This window comes from Stenotrophomonas sp. STEN054 (assembly GCF_056854535.1).
In genome coordinates this window covers 22,028-38,785 of sequence record NZ_JBXFWG010000040.1, presented here as the reverse complement: position 1 = coordinate 38,785, position 16,758 = coordinate 22,028, and the positions used below count along the sequence as shown (strand labels likewise).

Here is a 16,758-nt window from a genome sequence, read left to right as displayed (position 1 = left end):
CTACAACCCAAAACGGCGGCACAGTTCCAACGACGGGCTGTCCCCGGTAGAGTTTGAGAAGCGGTACGCACTAAACGGCTGACGACTGTCTACAAAAGCCTGGGCGATTCAGAACGCCATGGCTGCCAATGAAGACAACGACGGGCTGTTTGACCTGCAACTGATCATCGATCCCACGATCTTTTCGCAGAGCGGCCTGCTGCAGCAGCTCCACGCGGTGGGCGAATTCGAGATCAACGCTCCCGAGAACAGGCTCTATCTTCCGGTCGATAGGGAGCTGGCGGCCAAACTGGGCTGTTCGCAGTACGCTGCCAAGCCGCTTGAGTCCTACACGGTGGGGATGGTGGAGCAGCTTTCCATGATCGAACTGTCGCCCGTCGGGCAGGGCGCCATGCGGGGTGATCCACCTGCAACCGCCCGTGCGCTGGAAGCGGTACTCAGGCTGCGGGACACCGCAAAGGTGGCGTTGATCAATGGGGATCTGGTGCTGGCTGTGTAGGCGCTGCAAGGGAGATCGCATGTGTGGAGTTGACCTTGCCAAATAGCCCTGTGCCAGGGGAGTTCTTCCTGCTGATGCCTGATACCACCAGGCGTGGCAGAGGCCATGGAGTTGAGATCGAGAATGAAGACGAGCTGCTGCAGTCACCCCGGCTGATTCTTCGGCCGGAGGAGGGCGGATTCCCGCCTTTGAAGGAGAGGCCTCGCCTTGTCCTCAAGCAGGAGCTGGGTGATCCACCAGAGGATCTTGAAGGAGGAATGAGTGGCTACTGGCTCGTATCCGAGCGGCTGAAAAATACATTCCTTGCCATTGATCATGACGCGTTCGAATTCGTGAGGTGCGACTACCGTCTGCCGGATGGAAGTGAAGGGCCTGCCTACTATCTGTGCGACGTGGTGCGCGAGCTGGATGCGGTGGATGAAGATGCATCCACGTTCAGCGTGATCGTCGACGAGGACTATGCTGGTGGGAAATTCTATGATCTTCGCGGCGGGGCCCGTCTGGCTTTCAACAAAGACGTCATTGGCGGCGCGAATGTGTTTCGAACGCCCTATTCTGGCGATCTCGTCTTCTGTGACCGGATGTTCCGGGATGCTCTCCGAGCTGCTGGTATCGGCGATGAACGCAGAACGTGCGGCCTGAGATTCAAGGACGCAGCGAATATTTGAGGAGCACAGGCTAGCTCATTCCAGTTGCGAGTCGCTTTGAGGAAACAGGCGAGAGATGAGGTGCTTGTCCATGGAACATCCAGATGACGGTCTACCCAGGCCGGGCGAGTTCTTCCAGTTGGAGCCCGACGTCCGACGGGGAGGCAAGGGTCATGGCGTCATGTTCGAGAACGTCGTGCGCCTGCTGACGCCGCCGCGGGCTGTGCTGCGCCCCCGCAACGGCGGATTCCCTGCGCTGAAGGAAACGCCTCGGCTGATTTACCATCCTGACCAGGGTTCTCCGCCTCAGGACCTTGAAGGCGGGATGAGCGGCTACTGGTTGGTTTCAGATCGTCTTCGAGAGGTAATGGAAGACGTTGACTCAGGCGCGTTCGCGTTCGTGGACGTGCACTATGGGTCCTCCGATGGAACTGTGTCCGGCGGATACTCACTGTGCGATGTGACACGTACGTTGGATGCGTTGAATGAGGAAGCTTCAGTGCTCAACATTGAGGTGAGTGACGAGTTCGCGGCAGGGAAGTTCTATGACCTGACCGGCGAGGTGCGTCTGGCATTCCGCCCGGAAGTCCTGTGTGGTGCGCACGTCTTTCGCCTGGCATTTCATGGCGGTGTGTTCTGCGACAGGATGTTTCGTAGCGCCGTTGAGCGAGCGGGGATCATCTCCTCCAGGAAGTCAAACGGTCTCTGGTTCTACGACGTCGGTGGAAGTGAGAGATAGCGATGACCATTCAGAAGGTGCCGACGAAGGGCGAGTTCTATCTCATGGATCCCGACACACGGGGCGAGGGCCCCGGCCATGGTGGACGGGGCTCCAAACCTGTGAAGCAATTCACAGGGTTCTGATTGTCCGTAGGCGCGGACCGGCGTAGAACTTACCGCAACGGATGCATCACACCCAGAGCGCCATGGCTGCCAATGAAGACGACGACGGGCTGTTTGACCTGCAACTGATCATCGATCCCAAGATCTTTTCGCAGAGCGGCCTGCTCCTGTGGTTTCGGCCTCTAGTCGCGGCGTTACATCGAGGAGCGACGCTCATTGCGTTCCGAATGCTGCCTGAATAGACGATGCGTTCCAAAGCCTCTCTTCCCGAATGTCTGGAAGTGCATTGATGTGAACTCAAGCGCCTTGTGGCGGTGTGAGTAGGCGGTAAGCTAGCTTCAGGTGTCGCCAGTGCCTGGAATCGAAAGGTATAAAAATGGAACTGAAAACCGTTAGTAGCCCCAGGGTTGGACAGTACTATCTGTTCGCCACAGATCTGGAAAGTAACCGCGCATTCCGCGGAGCCACGTTTGACAACGAGAAGGCGCTCATTGATCCGCCGCGGCTCATTTTGCGCCCTGAGAACGGAGGTTTCCCGGCCCTCCGTGAAACGCCAAGAATCATCTTCGATCCTTCGAAGGGGCCAGCACCCCGGGACCTTGAAGGCGGATTCAGTGGCTATTGGCTCGTTTCGGAGCGTCTGCATGGAGTAATGGTGCAGGTGGATCCGCATGCATTTGCCTTCGCTGAGTGCGAGGTTCATTTGCCAGACGGTTCGCTCGGCCCCCGCTACTTCCTTTGCGACGTAATCCGCGAATTGGATGCGGTAGACGAATCTTCGTCAAAACTGGATATCGAAGTTGACGAGGGTTTTGTCAATGGGAAATTCTACTCCATCGCAGGTGGAGCGAGTCTAGCGTTTCGGCCTGAAGTCTTGGCGGGCTCACATGTGTTCTTTACGCCCTTTAGTACGTTTGTCATCGCCGATAGAGCGTTTGTTGACGCAGTGCATTCTGCTGGCGTGCCCGAGAATCCGGCGGAGAGTGGAATCTCCTTCATAGACGCGTCTGATATTTGATTGAAACGGGCTGTAAGGAAGGAGCCTTCAGATGCCTCGGACCGTCCCAAGCTTTCAGCAACACCACGCCATCGAATACCAGACCTTGGGCAACAGCCGCTTGCTCAAAGCTCTGTCGGATGCTGGTCGCTTCAATATCGACGCAGATCAGAATCTGATCAACATGCCCTATGACAAGGGGCTGGCCCACGCTCTGGGGGTCTCCCCCCACAGTGGGGGTCCCATCCGCGACTATCGAGTTGGACTGGATAACTATCTGGCGCGATTGGAGCAGACCAAAGATGGCCGAGCAGCGCTTGCCGGTGACCCGGACGCATTGGATCGGATAGTCGCCAAAGTGCACCGGCTGAGCGATGTTTCACAGATTGGCCTTGTCAACGGCGACCTGCGTACGAATACGGCCTTGGGGCAGACCACGGATCAAGCGCGTGCGCAGACGCAGCAGTTCTATCGAAGGCCGGATGAATATGCCACTCGGCACGCTGGACAGCTGGCTTTGCACGAACAGGCGCCTATCCTGTCAAGACAGTGGAGTCCGGTGACTTTCAGCGAACAGCGGGTCGTCGCGACGCTCCAGCACTTTCAAGCGTCGGGACAGCCTTTGATTCGTGGTGGAAACATTGAACTCCAGCGGAGTGGCCTCTCAGATGCTATCGCCGGTGCGCACAGCGCTGGACGGCTGCAAATGTCTCCTGGTGGTGTTCAGGTAATCGAGTCGGTCCTTGGTGAGGAAGCGGCATCACGCATACGTGGCCCGAACAGCCAACAGGGCTTCGCAACCATGGACCTCCTCATCGGCGAAGCCTCCGCCAGCCAACTGGTCCGTTCCGGCGGCCTGCTCGCCTCCGGCGCGGACGCCATCCTCACCACGCGCCGCATATCCGAGCACCTGCAGCAGGGCAATGGCACGGCCGCCCAGTCCGAGTTCAACCACGCGGTTGCACGCAGTGGCGGTGGCTGGCTCGGAGGCATGGCAACCGCCTCCGTGATTGGCACGTCCAGCTTCGTGCCAGCAGCGGTGGTGGCGGCCGATGCGTTGTTCATGAGCAAGGCCTTTGACAAGGGTGCCGACCTGCTCGACAACCGCGCGGTGTATCACCAGAAAGACAATGCCGGCGTGCAGTGGAAATTTGACGGCAACAACTGGCAGCGCCAGGCCAGGATGGAGGACTCGGCTGCCAGCCCTGGGGTTGCCACCGAGCACAGTGTCGGCGCCAGCTATGAAAAGGCGCGCGAACTGGGTGCGAAGGCCAGCGTAAGTGCAGTGGAGCTTGCGTTGAAGGATGCGCCGGCACCGCAGGATCCCTTCAACCTTCCTGCCCGCGGCGATGAAGGAAATGGCTTCGGCAACCCAAACTGGCATCGCGATGCCCAGACCCAACAGTGGACCCGCCAGATCAAGGCCGATGTGGTCGGAGCGAATGATCGCGGCATCTACGAAACCCAGACGGCGACACCCGAACGCGCTGCAGAGCTGAATCAGCAGGCCGTGCAGCGCATCGAGGACAACATCGCCCATGGCAAGGCGGCGATCGCAGCAAGTTACCTGGAGAATCGTGCCGCCACGCGAGCAAGCGATTTCGTGCCCTTGGTGCCCGATGCTGTAGAGGTGGCGCGCGCCCGGCCGGACGCCATTCTTGGTTCAGACAACGTGCTCTACCAGCGCGACGATGCGGGAACGTGGTCCCACGAGGGGCGGGTAGCGCAGGGCAACATGGCGCTCGAACTGGAGGCCACGCGCACGATTCAGCAGCCGTCGATCGAGGTTCTGGATCGCACCATCGCTGCACTCGAGGCACGCCCCGCACCTACAAATGCTGAGATGAACCGGAACGAGGTGTGGCATCGCTACGCCTCTGCTGGCATCTCGCCATCCCCGCAGTGGATGGAGGCCATCGAGCTGGCCACGGCGCGCACGCGTGCCCAGCACGGCATCACCGGCGCGACAATGCAGCAGCTTGCGCCTGCGGTTGAGGGCAATGCGGGCGAGTCCCGCGCGATTACCCACTACCAGGTGGGCGCCGATGGTGTTGCCCATCCGGTGGCGACGACGACCACCGAGGAGCTGCAGGCGGCGTGGCGCGAAGTGCGCGAGCGTGCCGCTCAGCAGGCCCCGGTGCCCGATTCGCCCGAGCTGCGCATCGCCGCACTGTCGCCGCGCGAGCAGGAGGCATACCGGCAGGCATTGCAGGAGGCCAACCGGCAAGGTGCAGCCACGGTGGATGCTGGCCAGGCCGCATTGGCGGCAGCCCAGCAGATTCAACGGGGTGCCCCGGTGGCGACGGAGGCCGACGAAGCGCTGGCAGACGCCCAGCGCGAGCAGGTCCAGCACCGCGCGCCTGGTCCGTCTGAGCCCGTCGCTGCAGCGGCGCCGCCTGTGCCGGTGCCCGCGCCTGCGGCCGAGCGCGAGACCCCTGAAATTTCCCGGCGGGAGGGGCCGCGCGAGCTGCGTCGCGAGCCCGAGCCACCGCGTGAGCCGGAGCTGCAGCAGGCCGAAGCGCAGGAGCGTGCGCGGGAAGTGGCTGAACCGCCTGCGGCGCCCGCAGCGCGAACACTGCATGAGCCACCTGCTGACATTGCCGTTGCCCCGAATGACGCTTCTCATCACGCGCATGCACAGAATGCCGGGGAAACCCGAACCCACGAAAGCCATGAGCCTGAACCTCCGCGCACGCCCCAAGCGGCGGCTGAGCCCCCGCCGCAGCCGACTCCTGTGCCGGCTGTCGAGCACGCTCTACAGGAACAGTCGATACCACCAGCCGCGCCTGTGCACGAGGCGATAGCCGAAACACCTGTGGCCCAGAACAGAACTGCGGAGCCTGTGGCTGAGCGGCCGGCGGAGACAGCGCAGCAGGACGATGCAGTCCCATCCATTGCAGTCGCCGAGGAGGAGGCTCCGACCAGGGCTGAGCCACGGACGGATACCCAGGCCGCCTCGCCGCCTCCTGCGGACGCCGTGTTCGGTCCCGCTCAGCCGGGCCACCCCGACCATGCCCTGTACCAGCAGGTCCGTCAGGGCATCGACGCGCTGGATGCGAAACATGGCCGAAACTTCGACCACACCAGCGAGCGCATGGTCGCCAGCCTGACTGTGCTTGCCAAGGACAACGACCTGGAGCGGGTAGACCACGTGCTGGCCAGCAAAGCCACCGCCGAGCATCCTGCAGGGCACGCGTTGTTTCTGGTGCAGGGGGAGCCAGCAGACCCGGCACACCACCGCGCGAGTATGCCTACGGAAGCTGCTGCTCAGACGTCGGTGGAAGAATCGGCGCAACAGTTCGATGTGGTCAGCCGCGAAGCGCAGCAGCGTGCGGTGGCGAACCAGATGGAGCAGCAGCTGGAAGACCAGCGCGTGCAGCATGAGATTCAGATACGGGCTGCTAGTGGTGGTTACTGATCGCCCACCCCAAGTCTCATGATTTCTTGTATCGGGACAGGGAAGTTCGCACAGTAGACTCGATCTTCTTCCAGTCTTTCAGTATGACGCGCGGATACGTTGCCGTGATCGCGATGCTGTCTTCAATATCAACGAAATAATGGGTGCAGCCGGCTACTCGGCTGTCTTCCGTGTCGCGTAGGCGATCGCCGGAGATGGTGAGGCCGTCAGGGAAGTGGGCCTCACTTTCGCATTCGATGAATGTCGTCAGTTCGCCTTCGCCATTTCGAGCGACGTACCAGTCCTTCTCCATGCGCAGATTGCGGGGCTGGGGCATTTTGTTCTCCTGCTCCAGCGCTTTCTGGAACGCCGGCATCAACGCGTCGTTGATTGCATAGGGCACCAAGCCGAAGCGCTCTGGTTGGGGTATCCGCAGGTCAAGCCGTTCGGTCGGGTCGTTGCGCAGCACGGACGTCGGCGTCGATGTCTGCTCCGTACTGGTGTAACGCTCCAGCAGGCCCCTGATCGGGGTGCGATCAATATGCTGTAGGCCAATGACCACGGAGCGCTGGAAGTCTTCCATCGAACGATCCGGGCGGGTGCCTGGTAACGCGGGGCCCAGGTCTGGCCAAAGCAGCGTCAGGCCAACGCTGCCATCGAAGTAGGGGCCGATCTGGTTGTCGTAGTAGTTGGCGGGGAACATGAAGCGGTGGGGTCCGACGGTGGCCTCCACAGGTTCAGTGGTGTAGGTGTGTCCTTTGATCGTGCGGCGCACGTTGGGATCTTCCGGCATTCCAGCCTCCCTGCTCGGCGATTCCACCGAGGGAGAATTGATGCACCCAGCGGCGCTGAGTGCCAACGCTGCCGCAATGGCACAGCGCAGGCCAAATGGAGCGATGTTCATGGGGTCAATCCATTGCTCATGACATGGGCAAATATAGCCAACCCGCGGTTGACGCGCTGGTTGGACTCATCACCCCCCAGAAGGCGCCCCCGCATCATGGTCAGCCGGTAGCGCAATCGGTGTTGCCGCGCAGATGCTGCGCAAGGCCTGCTTCAAGCCTTCCTCCATGGTCGGGTGGTAGAACGGAAGCTCGAGCAGTCGGCTCGCGGTGCAGCCCGTCTCAACCGCCCACGCCAGCAGGTGGGCCAAGTGCTCGCCTGCAGGCGCCACCAGGTCTGCACCAATCAGCTTGCCCTCCGGTGCCGCCGCATACAGGGTCAGGGTGCCCTCGTTGACGCCCTCCACCCGTGCCCGGCCCTGGTCGTCAAAATCGGAGGTTCCCGTTACGGCACCCTCTTCTTCAGACTGGCCGATGCTCGCAACTGGCGGATCGGTAAAGGTGATGCTCAGCGGCACGTGGCGCTTTACCGTGATCTTTGCTGGTATCGCTGCGGCATTGCGGCCGGCAATGGCACCATCGCTCGATGCCTCATGCAGCAGGGGCAGGTCGGCGGCGGCGTCGCCCGCCATGAACACGGCGCTGTCACCGCAGCGCATCGTCTCGCGGTCGTGGCAGGGAACGCCGTGTTTGTCCAACGCCAGTTGTGCCTTGTCGAGAGCGAGGTCGTCGAGGTTGGGCGGACGGCCCAGTGCGGCGACGACGTAGTCCACCTGCACGCTGCCATCGGCCTGGTCTTTGCTGCTCCACCGCACGTGCACGCCCTCATCGGACCGTTCGGGCTGTACGTCCACGCCGAGGTGAACCGCCATGTCGCGCTTCAGCACGGCCAGCAGTGCATCGTGCACGCGCGGGCAGCGCACCTTGGCCAGCGTCGTCTCCTTGCCCAGCAAGGTGACCTGCACGCCCAGCCGGGCCAGGGCCTGGGCAAATTCCAGCCCCAGCGAGCCGGTGCCCACCACCGCTACGCGCTTGGGGAGCTGCTTCAGTTCGAACAGCGTCTCGTTGGTCAGTACGCGGTCGCCCAGCGCTTCAAACGGCGGCGGCAGGGCAGGCGCGGACCCGGTGGCAATGACAATGGCGCGTGCCTCGATGCGTCGGCCGTCCTCCAGTTCCAGCGTGGTCGGTCCGGCAAACCGCGCACGACCGGTCAGCCGCGTGGCAGGGTCCAGCTTTTCGATCTGCTTGCGGGTAAGCGCTGCAAAACGATCGCGTTCCTCACGCACGCGGCGCATCACCGCTGCGTCATCAATGGTCATCCCATCTACGTGGATGCCGAACAGGTCTGAACGGCGCACACTCTCGGCCTGCTTGGCAGCCGCCAGCAACAGCTTGGAGGGCATGCAACCGACGTTGGCGCAGGTGGTGCCGCTGAAGTGCGGATCAATCAGCAACGTGGACGCTCCATTACGGCGCGCGGCCCGCTCCGCTGCCAGGCCGGCCGTGCCGGCGCCGATCACCGCCACATCACAGTGCAGGGGCGTGCTCATGGGGCCGCCGGCAGGGTGATGGATTTGACGTTGACGAATTCCTTCAAGCCTTCGGGGCCATGTTCGCGGCCGTAGCCGGAGGCCTTTACGCCGCCGAAGGGCAGGGCGGGGCTGGCCACGTTGAAGGTGTTGATGCACACCATTCCGGTATCGAAGTAGGTGGTCGCCAGCTCGCGGGAGCGCTTCACATCGCGGCTGAAGATGCCGCCGCCCAGGCCGTAGCGGCTGTCGTTGGCGATGCGCAGGGCGTCATCATCGTCCTTGGCCTTGATAATGGCTGCGGCGGGGCCAAACAGCTCGTCCTCGTAGGCAACCTGGCCCGGTTCAACATCGGCCAGCACCGTGGCCGGGTAGAAAGCGCCGGTGCGGTCAGGGATCTCGCCACCGACCACCAGGCGCGCGCCCTGGGCCACGCTCTTGCTGACCTGCTCGTGCAGGGTGTCACGCTGGGCCTTGGACACCATCGGGCCCAGCTGGGTGTTCGCATCGTTGGGATCGCCCATGCGGATCGCTGCAAACTGCTTGGCATAGGCCTCGACGAAGGCGTCGTAGTTCTTTTCGGTCACGATGAAGCGCTTGGCATTGACGCAGGTCTGGCCGTTGTTGAACAGGCGGCCCTTGACGCAGATCTTTACTGCCAGCTCCAGGTCGGCGTCGTCCAGCACCAGATAGGCATCATTGGAGCCAAGTTCGAGCATGGTCTTCTTCAGCGCCTTGCCAGCCTTCTCGGCGACGGTGCGGCCGGCCTTTTCGCTGCCGGTCAGCGTCACCGCGCGCACCAGATCGTGATCGATGATGGCATCGGACTGCTTGTGGCTGATGAGCAGCACGCCGAACAGGCCCTTGGGCAGCCCGGCTTCCTCGTACAGGTCGCGCAGGAACAGGCCGCTGCCGGTGCAGCTTTCGGCGTGCTTCAGCAGGACGCCGTTACCGGCCATCAGGCTGGCGATGGAGTAACGCACGGCCTGGTAGGCCGGGAAGTTCCACGGCTGGATGCCGTACACCACGCCGATGGGCTGGTGGGTGACGATGCCGATGCCGTTGGCCGAGGGGCGCTCTTCATCGGCGAGCACCTTCGGGCCCTGCTCGGCGGTGTACTTGCAGATGGCCACGCACAGGTCCACCTCGCTGCGGCTGTCACCGATCAGCTTGCCGACCTCGTCGGTCATCAGCTGGGCGAACGCTTCCTTCTTTTCTTCCAGCTTGCGGGCGATGGCGGTCATCACTTCAGCGCGCTCTTCCAGGCTGCGCAGGCGCCACTGCAGGAACGCTTCGTGGGAGGCCTTTACGGTGTCTGCTGCCTCGGCGTCGGACATGTACGCGTAGGTGCGCAGCACCTGTTCGGTCAGCGGGTTGATGGTCTTGATCGGGTGGTCGCTCATGGGGGAGGTTGCCTTGGGGGAGGAATGGAGGGGGGGGTTCAGCCGTAGCGGCGACGATGGCGGCGCAACTTGCCCTGCACGTGGTGCAGGGCCTTGAGCACTTCATCGCGCCAGCCATCGGCCGGCAGTTCGCGCACGGCCGAATGGGCGGCGCATACAAAGGGGGTGCCGGCCCAGCGCTCGGCCAGTGCGAGCGCCCAGCGCTCGAACGCGTCTGCGGCGCCGGCCCGGGGCTGCAGCGCACGCGACAGCGTGGGGTGGAACTTCAAGCCGGACTGCGGCAACCACTTGCCAAGGGCGCCCGGTGCGGCCAGCACGCTGAGGGTGTCGTCAACATGGACAATCCCGCTGCGGCGGTGACGGACCAGCACTGAGCTGGCATGCACGTTGTCGTCGGCTGGTACCAGCTCCAGGCCGGCGGGAACGGTGAAATCCAGGTCATCGGCGAAGTCGGCCTGGGTCTCCACGTCTTCGATCACGTGTGGGTCCCACGGCAGGTGCGGTGCCTGTTGCAGATGACGACGCGTGCCGATCAGGCGGGCGGCAGGCAGCAGCCGGTGCAGGGGCTCGCAGTGCAGGGTATGGAACGGATGCACATTGATGATGGCATCGACCAGCGCGCCGCCGGCGGTCAGGCCCAGCAGGGCCTGGCGCTGGGCTTCGGTGGGGGTGTAGCTGTCCAGGACCAGGAAGCGGCCATTGCCGCGGCGCACGACGGAGAGCTGCGTGCCTACGTCGAGCAGGCCGGCCACCTTGAAGGTGCCGCGCAGGTTCCAGAAATCATTGGCGAGTTGCTGCATCGGGATCGGGCAGCGCGACCTGGGAGGCCGGCACTGGCGTTTGGGAGGAGCTATTGATCCTGCGTAGGCCGCGATTCCAACAGTGTGAAAGCGGGTGATGGGGATGTCAGGGGCGGTAAGGAAACAGCTCTAGCGCCGATCGAACACGACCCGCATGCGAACGCGGACCGGTAACGCCTCACAATCAACACGCGTGGGCTCGAACTGCCATTGCCTCACCGCTTCAAGCGTTGCCGGGTCGATTTCCCGCTGCCGGCTGGAGGTGACGACACTTACGGCCGCAATGTGCCCGGTGCTCGCTACGTCGGCGACTACCACGACCTCTACAGGTTTGCCCCACACGCTGTCAGGCGGCGTGCGCGGCGCTGGCGCATGGACCGTAGCGGGAAGCTGCTGCGCCGCGTTGCCAGAGGTGTCGCTGGCTTGGATGACGGTGTCCACCGATACCTGCGGCTCTGCAAAGGCTGCGGAAGCCTGCGTGCCCGAGGCAAGCATCAGGAGCAGCGCGTGATGCCATGGGGTCATTGTGGTTCTCAAGCCGAGCAGAAAGGAGGTGGAGTACACGATGCAGCCAGTGTGTCGTTCCTCCTGAACCGTGGTCGGTTACCGCAGCTTGTAGCGGGCCAGCACGGCGCGCATGGCGTCCTCCATGGCCTTCCAGTCCTTGAGCAGCACGCGCGGGTAGATCGCGCGCACCGACAATCCATCCTGCGGTTCGGTGAAGGCATGCGTGCAGGTGGCGACCGGCACATCGGGGTCATCCACCAGCGTGGTGCCCTGCACGGCCAGCCCCTCGTGCCCATCCAGCGGCGGGTTGCAGGTAATGAAGGTGGCCAGCGCGCCCTGTGCGTCGCGGGCGATGTACCACTCCTGGTCGGTCTCGGGCGAGCGCACCGGCAGCGCGCCGCGCTGCGCGGCATAGGCCTCGGAAAACTGCGCCATGCGGGTTTCGTCGATGGCGTACGGGGTCAGCCCGAAGTGCGGCGTGCCGGCGATACGCAGGTCCAGCCGGCGGCGCGGGTCATCACGGTTGATCGAGCCCTCCTCGGTGGTCGCTTCGGTGCTGGTCTTGCGCGGCAGCAGCTCGGCGATGGGCAGGGCGTCGATGTAATCCAGCGACAAGCTGATGGCGCGGTGGTGGTCGGACATGCTGCGCGAGGCGCGCGTGCCCGGCGGTGCCGCCTGCAGGTCGGGCCACATCAGGGTGAGGCCGACGCCGACGCCCACTGCCGGACCCATCTGGTCGTCATACAGGTTGGCGGGGAAGGCGTAGCGGTGCGGGCCAAGCATGGCTTCCACCGGGGCGGTGGTGTAGGTGTAGCCATCCACGGTGTGGGACTGTGCGGTGTCGGTCATGGGGGTCTGCCGGTGCTCCGGTTCCTTGGAGGGGGCCTTGCTGCAGGCCGTGCTGCTGGCCAAGGCGATGGCCAGGGCCAACCAGCGGCCCGGCGGTGGCAGGTTCATGCGGCCGTTCCTTTCGGTGTGCGAAGGACTATAGAACAGGTTCTGTGGCGTGTTCCACGAAGCCGGTCACGCTGCCTGTCCGCTTCTCGTGCCTCAGTGTTCGCGGGTTCACACATTCAGCATGCCGCCGCTACCGACGCCGTGTCTCTCCACCTGCCCCTCAACCCACCTATGCCATCATCCCGCCAGAACCGCAGTACCCAACAAGGCTGAGCACGCATGGAGCAGGCAACACGCTACACGGTGACCGTTTTCCTGGCTGCGCCGGGCACTCCGCTGAACAGCGGGGGCATTTCCCCGCGCGGGCAGATGTATCTGCAGGTTGCCGAGGGCGAGGACACCCACAGCTACGGCTTCGCGCCGCCGCGGCTGCCGCCCGGTGAAACCGCGAAGGGCGTGCAGTACGCCCAGGTCCGCCACGATGATGCCGACGAGCACGTGGACCCGTATTACAGCCGCACGCTGGAAATCACCGCCGAGCATTACGGCTGCCTGCGCGATTTTGCGGAGGAACCGGCCGAGTTCGGATTCGATGTCGACCGCCCGGCCACCATCAACCGCTGCAGCGATTTCGTCTGGGCCGCGCTGAACTACGCGGGCCTGCACCGGCTGCCGGCGCCGCTGGATGGTGGCAGTGATCTGGGTGAGTTCGCGGTGCTGTTCAACCTGCCGGAAATCCAGTGCATTGCTGCACCGTTCCCGGACAGCGATCTGAATGCCGAAAGCCATCACCCGATGCCCGAACGCGAGGCCGAGCATCATCGCCAGGGCGACCGTGCGGAAGGCGAGCCGCCGCCGAGCCCGATGGAAGTGGCCGGCACGCTGCTGGATCCCTCGCATCCCGACCACCGGTTGTTCGCACAGCTGATCCAGAAGGTGGCCGAGCTGGATGCCGCGCATGGCCGCACGTTTGATGACAGCAGCCAGCGCATCAGCGCCAGCCTGCTGGTACTGGCCAAACAGAACAATCTTTCGCGCGTGGACCACGTGCTGTTGAGCCGATCGACCCGCGATGCGCATGCGGCCGAGAGCATCTTCATCGTGCAGGGCGACCGTGACGACCCCGCGCATCGCCGTGCCAGCATCCCCACCGAGGTGGCGGCGCAGACCGATGTGGCCGATTCGCTGCGGTTGAAGGAGCAGTGAGGCCGGGCATCTGCCACGCAGGGTTTGGGCGCACGCCACGGCCCCCAGCTGCTACCATTGCCCCGCTACCCAGCCAGCCCACCCCGCGCAGACAGGTGCGGGGGCGGGCCGTCGCCGAACGGCCCAGCGAGCCAGGACACCCTCCCGTGCCCTTTCAAGGATGCTCGCATGACCCGTCTTTCCGTTTTCCGCTCGGCCGCACTGGCCGTTGCCATCTCGCTCAGCGTCGGCGCCCCGGCGGCGTTTGCCGATAACGCGGCCGCTGCAACCGCGGCCAGCACCTCGGTGCAGCGCCAGGCGATTGCCCAAGGCCTGTACGAGCTGGCCTACAGCCCCACACAGCACGCCGTGTTCGTGGCCTCGTCCGGTGGCTTCGGCGACAACGCCGGCCCGGCCCAGGTGCTGCGCCTGGACCCGGCCACGCTGGCCGTGCAGGCCCGCATTCCGCTGGAGCGCAAGGGCTTCGGCGTGGTGCTGGATGACGCGCACAACCGCCTGTACGTGGGCAACACCGTGGACACCTCGGTGACCGTGGTCGACACCGCCAACAACAAGGCCATCGGCACCGTGCAGCTGATGGAAAAGAAGGTGGGCAAGGACGGCAAGGCCGGCTACACCCATGACCTGCGCGAGCTGTTGGTCGACAGCGCCGCCAACCGCCTGTACGTCACCGGCCATTCCGGCGAAGGCAGCGTGCTGTTCGTGGTGGATACCACCACGCTGAAGCTGATCGACACCATCCCGGGCCTGGGCAAGGCCAAGGCGCCGGGCCTGGCGCTGGACGCGGCCAACAAGCGCGTCTACACCAGCAACCTGCTGGCCGACCTGGTGGTGGTGGGCACCGATTCGAAGAAGGTGGTGGCCCAGCACAAGATCGCCGCCGAGCAGCCGATGAACATCGCGCTGGACCCGGACGGCAAGCGCCTGTTCGTGACCGACCAGGGCTCGGAGATGATCCGCAACTACGTGACCAAGAGCAGCGAGGGCTTCGTCAGCAAGCACCCGGGCCAGCGCGTGCTTGTGCTTGACCGCAGCACCGGCAAGGAACTGGCGAGCATCCCCACCGATGCCGGCCCGCTGGGCATCCTGCTGGATGCACCGCGCAAGCGCCTGTACGTGACCAACCGCGAAGGCGGCACGGTGACCGCGTATGACAGCGCCAGCTACAAGAAGGTGGCCACCTATGCGGTGCCGACCCACCCGAACAGCCTGGCCCTGGATGCGAAGAACAACGTGCTGTACGTGAGCATCAAGAACGGCGAGAACGATGCCAAGGGCTCGGAAGAGAGCGTGGCGCGCATCCAGCTGTGATGTGACCGGTAGCGCTGGGCCATGCCCGGCGGCTTCTCACGTGGAAAGGCAGGGTGCAGACCCTGCCTTTTTCTTTTGCGGTTGCGGCATGGCCGACCGACCGCTACGGTTAAAGCTCATGGCAGGGAGCCCAAGGGTCATCACAATGTCGGGTAATCACCGCTGGCTGCGCGCCGGCCTGTTCATCATGCTGCTCGGTGGCCTGGGCGCCTGCCGCGAGCGTCTGCCGGATGCGCCGGAGCCGCTGGATCTGGTCAAACCCATCGACATTGCCGCATCCGGCCAAACGGTGCGATTCGAGTTCGAGACGAGTGCCCGCAACTTCCACCCGGGGCGAACCTATGCGCTGGAGCTTGAGGTACAGCGAAATGGATCGCAGCTTCAAAGTGAGGCGGACATGGATAGCGTTCATGTTCCTTTTGAAGTCACGCTGCAGCGCCGGGTGGCAGCTACCTGGGAAAATGTGGCGACCTACGATAGCTACCAGGCAATGGCCCGCAATGCAGGGGCCCCGATGCCGGACTGGCATACGGCCAGCGCTTGGCGCTATGCATCGCTGAATTGGGGCAGCGGAGGCCAGCATCAATGGAATGTGGTTGCGCTACCTATTGAGAAGGACAGTCGCTACCGCCTTGACGTTCGGACAGTCCAGGTGACTGAGACATTGCGGGATTACTCTGCCCGCTTGCGGGTTCATGCGGCCCGACCCGCTGGAAAGTGATCAATATTCATCTCTGGCAGGAACTGGAGTAGACCTATTATGGAAAAGCCGCGCTATACCGTTGAGATCGTCATCGCCGCTCCGGGCACCCCGCTGATTGACAAGAGAACCGGCCGCCAGGAAGTCATCGATGGCGTTCTTCAGACCTCCGCTCCGGGGCATATGTTCTACGTCCTGCATGGGCCGAAGGGTGAATTCCGGAGTTTCGGATTCGCTCCTGTCGAGCATGGAAGCATGAACGGCCAAGGCATGGTCATGAAGGATGACGTGATCGTCTATAAAGACCCTCGTTACAGCCGCACGCTCGAAATCAGCGAGGAGCAGTACAGAAAGCTTGAAGAATTTGGCGCGCACCCTGACAAACTCGGCTTTGATCTGCAGTACAAGGACGTCCGCAACAACTGCGTGGACTTCACTTGGGCAGCGCTGAATCACGCGGGCATCGAGCGGAAAAGGAGCATCGATGTGAACATGCTGGGCGGCGGTATTGGTCAGATGTTTCCCGATGTCCGCATTCCCTTGAATGGCTTGGGCGAAGGAAAGGATGGCTACCGTCCGCTGCGTAACATCCATGGCGTGGACAGCATTGATCCGCCCTTCCCGGACAGCGAGCTCAATAAAAAGAAAATCAACGACATGCCGAAGCGTGGTTTTCAGCAACACATTTTGAGCGACGCCGAGGGCGTGGGAGAGCGCAACGGCGAACATCTCGCCCGCCACAGCAACGACCCGCTCCTCTCACAGATCAACCAGGGCGTGGCCCGGCTGGATGCAGAGGCAGGCCGCACGCCTGATGCCACCAGCGAAAACGTCAGCGCCAGCCTCTACGCGCTGGCCAAGGCCAATGACATCACCCGGGTCGACCATGTGCTGCTGAGTGAACGCACCGCGCAGGCCGATGCGGCGCAGAACATCTTCATCGTGCAGGGCGAGCGCAACGACCCCGCGCACCTGCGTGCCAGCATGGCCACCGCGGTGGCGGCGCAGACGCCGGCGGATGCTTCGTTCGAACGCGCCGAGCAGCTGACGCAGGCGGCGCAGGTGCGTACCCAGGACGAGCAGCAGCACCGCCAGGTGCAGGAGCAGTCCGGGCCGCGCATGGTGTAGGCGCAAGCGTTTGCTGACAGCGTGAGCCGAGCGTGGGCTCGGCTCTACACGG

At 63.6% G+C, this 16,758-nt stretch carries 16 protein-coding genes; 10 read left to right on the top strand and 6 right to left on the bottom strand.

Annotation, left to right across the window (positions count from 1 at the left end):
• The first annotated feature begins 118 nt into the window (after positions 1-118).
• The 6 genes from AC1VXD_RS15045 to AC1VXD_RS15020 all read left to right on the top strand — a co-directional run bounded on the left by AC1VXD_RS15045 (position 119) and on the right by AC1VXD_RS15020 (position 6,404).
• Entirely contained in the window at positions 119-499 is a 381-nt protein-coding gene (locus tag AC1VXD_RS15045) for a hypothetical protein (protein ID WP_482992723.1), read from the top strand.
• A 23-nt stretch (positions 500-522) separates the two neighbouring features.
• Complete coding sequence (locus AC1VXD_RS15040; RefSeq protein ID WP_482992722.1) at positions 523-1,167, top strand: DUF1629 domain-containing protein; 645 nt, start codon at positions 523-525, stop codon at positions 1,165-1,167.
• 70 nt (positions 1,168-1,237) lie between these two features.
• A complete protein-coding gene (locus AC1VXD_RS15035; protein ID WP_482992721.1) occupies positions 1,238-1,885 on the top strand; it encodes a DUF1629 domain-containing protein in 648 nt (215 codons plus the stop codon).
• Positions 1,886-2,072: 187 nt separating this feature from the next.
• Positions 2,073-2,231 carry a hypothetical protein gene (locus AC1VXD_RS15030; protein WP_482992720.1) on the top strand — a complete coding sequence of 53 codons (159 nt, stop codon included), beginning with the start codon at positions 2,073-2,075 and terminating at the stop codon, positions 2,229-2,231.
• Between the two features lie 134 nt (positions 2,232-2,365).
• Positions 2,366-3,007, top strand: a complete 642-nt coding sequence (locus tag AC1VXD_RS15025; RefSeq protein ID WP_482992719.1) for a DUF1629 domain-containing protein — start codon at positions 2,366-2,368, stop codon at positions 3,005-3,007.
• 31 nt (positions 3,008-3,038) lie between these two features.
• Positions 3,039-6,404, top strand: a complete 3,366-nt coding sequence (locus AC1VXD_RS15020) for an XVIPCD domain-containing protein (protein ID WP_482992718.1) — start codon at positions 3,039-3,041, stop codon at positions 6,402-6,404.
• 16 nt (positions 6,405-6,420) lie between these two features.
• On the opposite strand, the gene AC1VXD_RS15015 is transcribed toward AC1VXD_RS15020, so the two are convergent.
• The 6 genes from AC1VXD_RS15015 to AC1VXD_RS14990 all read right to left on the bottom strand — a co-directional run bounded on the left by AC1VXD_RS15015 (position 6,421) and on the right by AC1VXD_RS14990 (position 12,421).
• Positions 6,421-7,287, bottom strand: coding sequence for a hypothetical protein (locus AC1VXD_RS15015; protein WP_482992717.1), 867 nt, complete (start codon positions 7,285-7,287; stop codon positions 6,421-6,423).
• A 69-nt stretch (positions 7,288-7,356) separates the two neighbouring features.
• Positions 7,357-8,751 (bottom strand): dihydrolipoyl dehydrogenase, encoded by a 1,395-nt coding sequence (locus AC1VXD_RS15010; RefSeq protein ID WP_482992716.1) that lies wholly within the window; start codon positions 8,749-8,751, stop codon positions 7,357-7,359.
• Between the two features lie 20 nt (positions 8,752-8,771).
• The gene (locus AC1VXD_RS15005) at positions 8,772-10,157 is read right to left on the bottom strand and encodes an NAD-dependent succinate-semialdehyde dehydrogenase (protein WP_482992715.1); all 1,386 of its coding nucleotides are present in this window, start codon (positions 10,155-10,157) and stop codon (positions 8,772-8,774) included.
• Positions 10,158-10,195: 38 nt separating this feature from the next.
• On the bottom strand, positions 10,196-10,957 hold the full coding sequence (locus tag AC1VXD_RS15000) for a hypothetical protein (protein ID WP_482992714.1): 762 nt from the start codon (positions 10,955-10,957) through the stop codon (positions 10,196-10,198).
• 129 nt (positions 10,958-11,086) lie between these two features.
• Complete coding sequence (locus AC1VXD_RS14995; protein WP_482992713.1) at positions 11,087-11,521, bottom strand: energy transducer TonB family protein; 435 nt, start codon at positions 11,519-11,521, stop codon at positions 11,087-11,089.
• Between the two features lie 39 nt (positions 11,522-11,560).
• Positions 11,561-12,421, bottom strand: a complete 861-nt coding sequence (locus AC1VXD_RS14990; RefSeq protein ID WP_482992712.1) for a hypothetical protein — start codon at positions 12,419-12,421, stop codon at positions 11,561-11,563.
• Positions 12,422-12,640: 219 nt separating this feature from the next.
• Here AC1VXD_RS14990 and AC1VXD_RS14985 point away from each other — a divergent pair, with 219 nt between their 5' ends.
• The 4 genes from AC1VXD_RS14985 to AC1VXD_RS14970 all read left to right on the top strand — a co-directional run bounded on the left by AC1VXD_RS14985 (position 12,641) and on the right by AC1VXD_RS14970 (position 16,706).
• The gene (locus tag AC1VXD_RS14985; RefSeq protein ID WP_482992711.1) at positions 12,641-13,567 is read left to right on the top strand and encodes an XVIPCD domain-containing protein; all 927 of its coding nucleotides are present in this window, start codon (positions 12,641-12,643) and stop codon (positions 13,565-13,567) included.
• A 168-nt stretch (positions 13,568-13,735) separates the two neighbouring features.
• Complete coding sequence (locus AC1VXD_RS14980; RefSeq protein ID WP_482992710.1) at positions 13,736-14,878, top strand: YncE family protein; 1,143 nt, start codon at positions 13,736-13,738, stop codon at positions 14,876-14,878.
• A gap of 145 nt (positions 14,879-15,023) precedes the next feature.
• Positions 15,024-15,599: a hypothetical protein gene (locus AC1VXD_RS14975; protein ID WP_482992709.1), complete on the top strand. Its 576-nt coding sequence runs from the start codon at positions 15,024-15,026 to the stop codon at positions 15,597-15,599.
• 39 nt (positions 15,600-15,638) lie between these two features.
• Positions 15,639-16,706, top strand: coding sequence for an XVIPCD domain-containing protein (locus tag AC1VXD_RS14970; RefSeq protein WP_482992708.1), 1,068 nt, complete (start codon positions 15,639-15,641; stop codon positions 16,704-16,706).
• Positions 16,707-16,758: the final 52 nt, after the last annotated feature.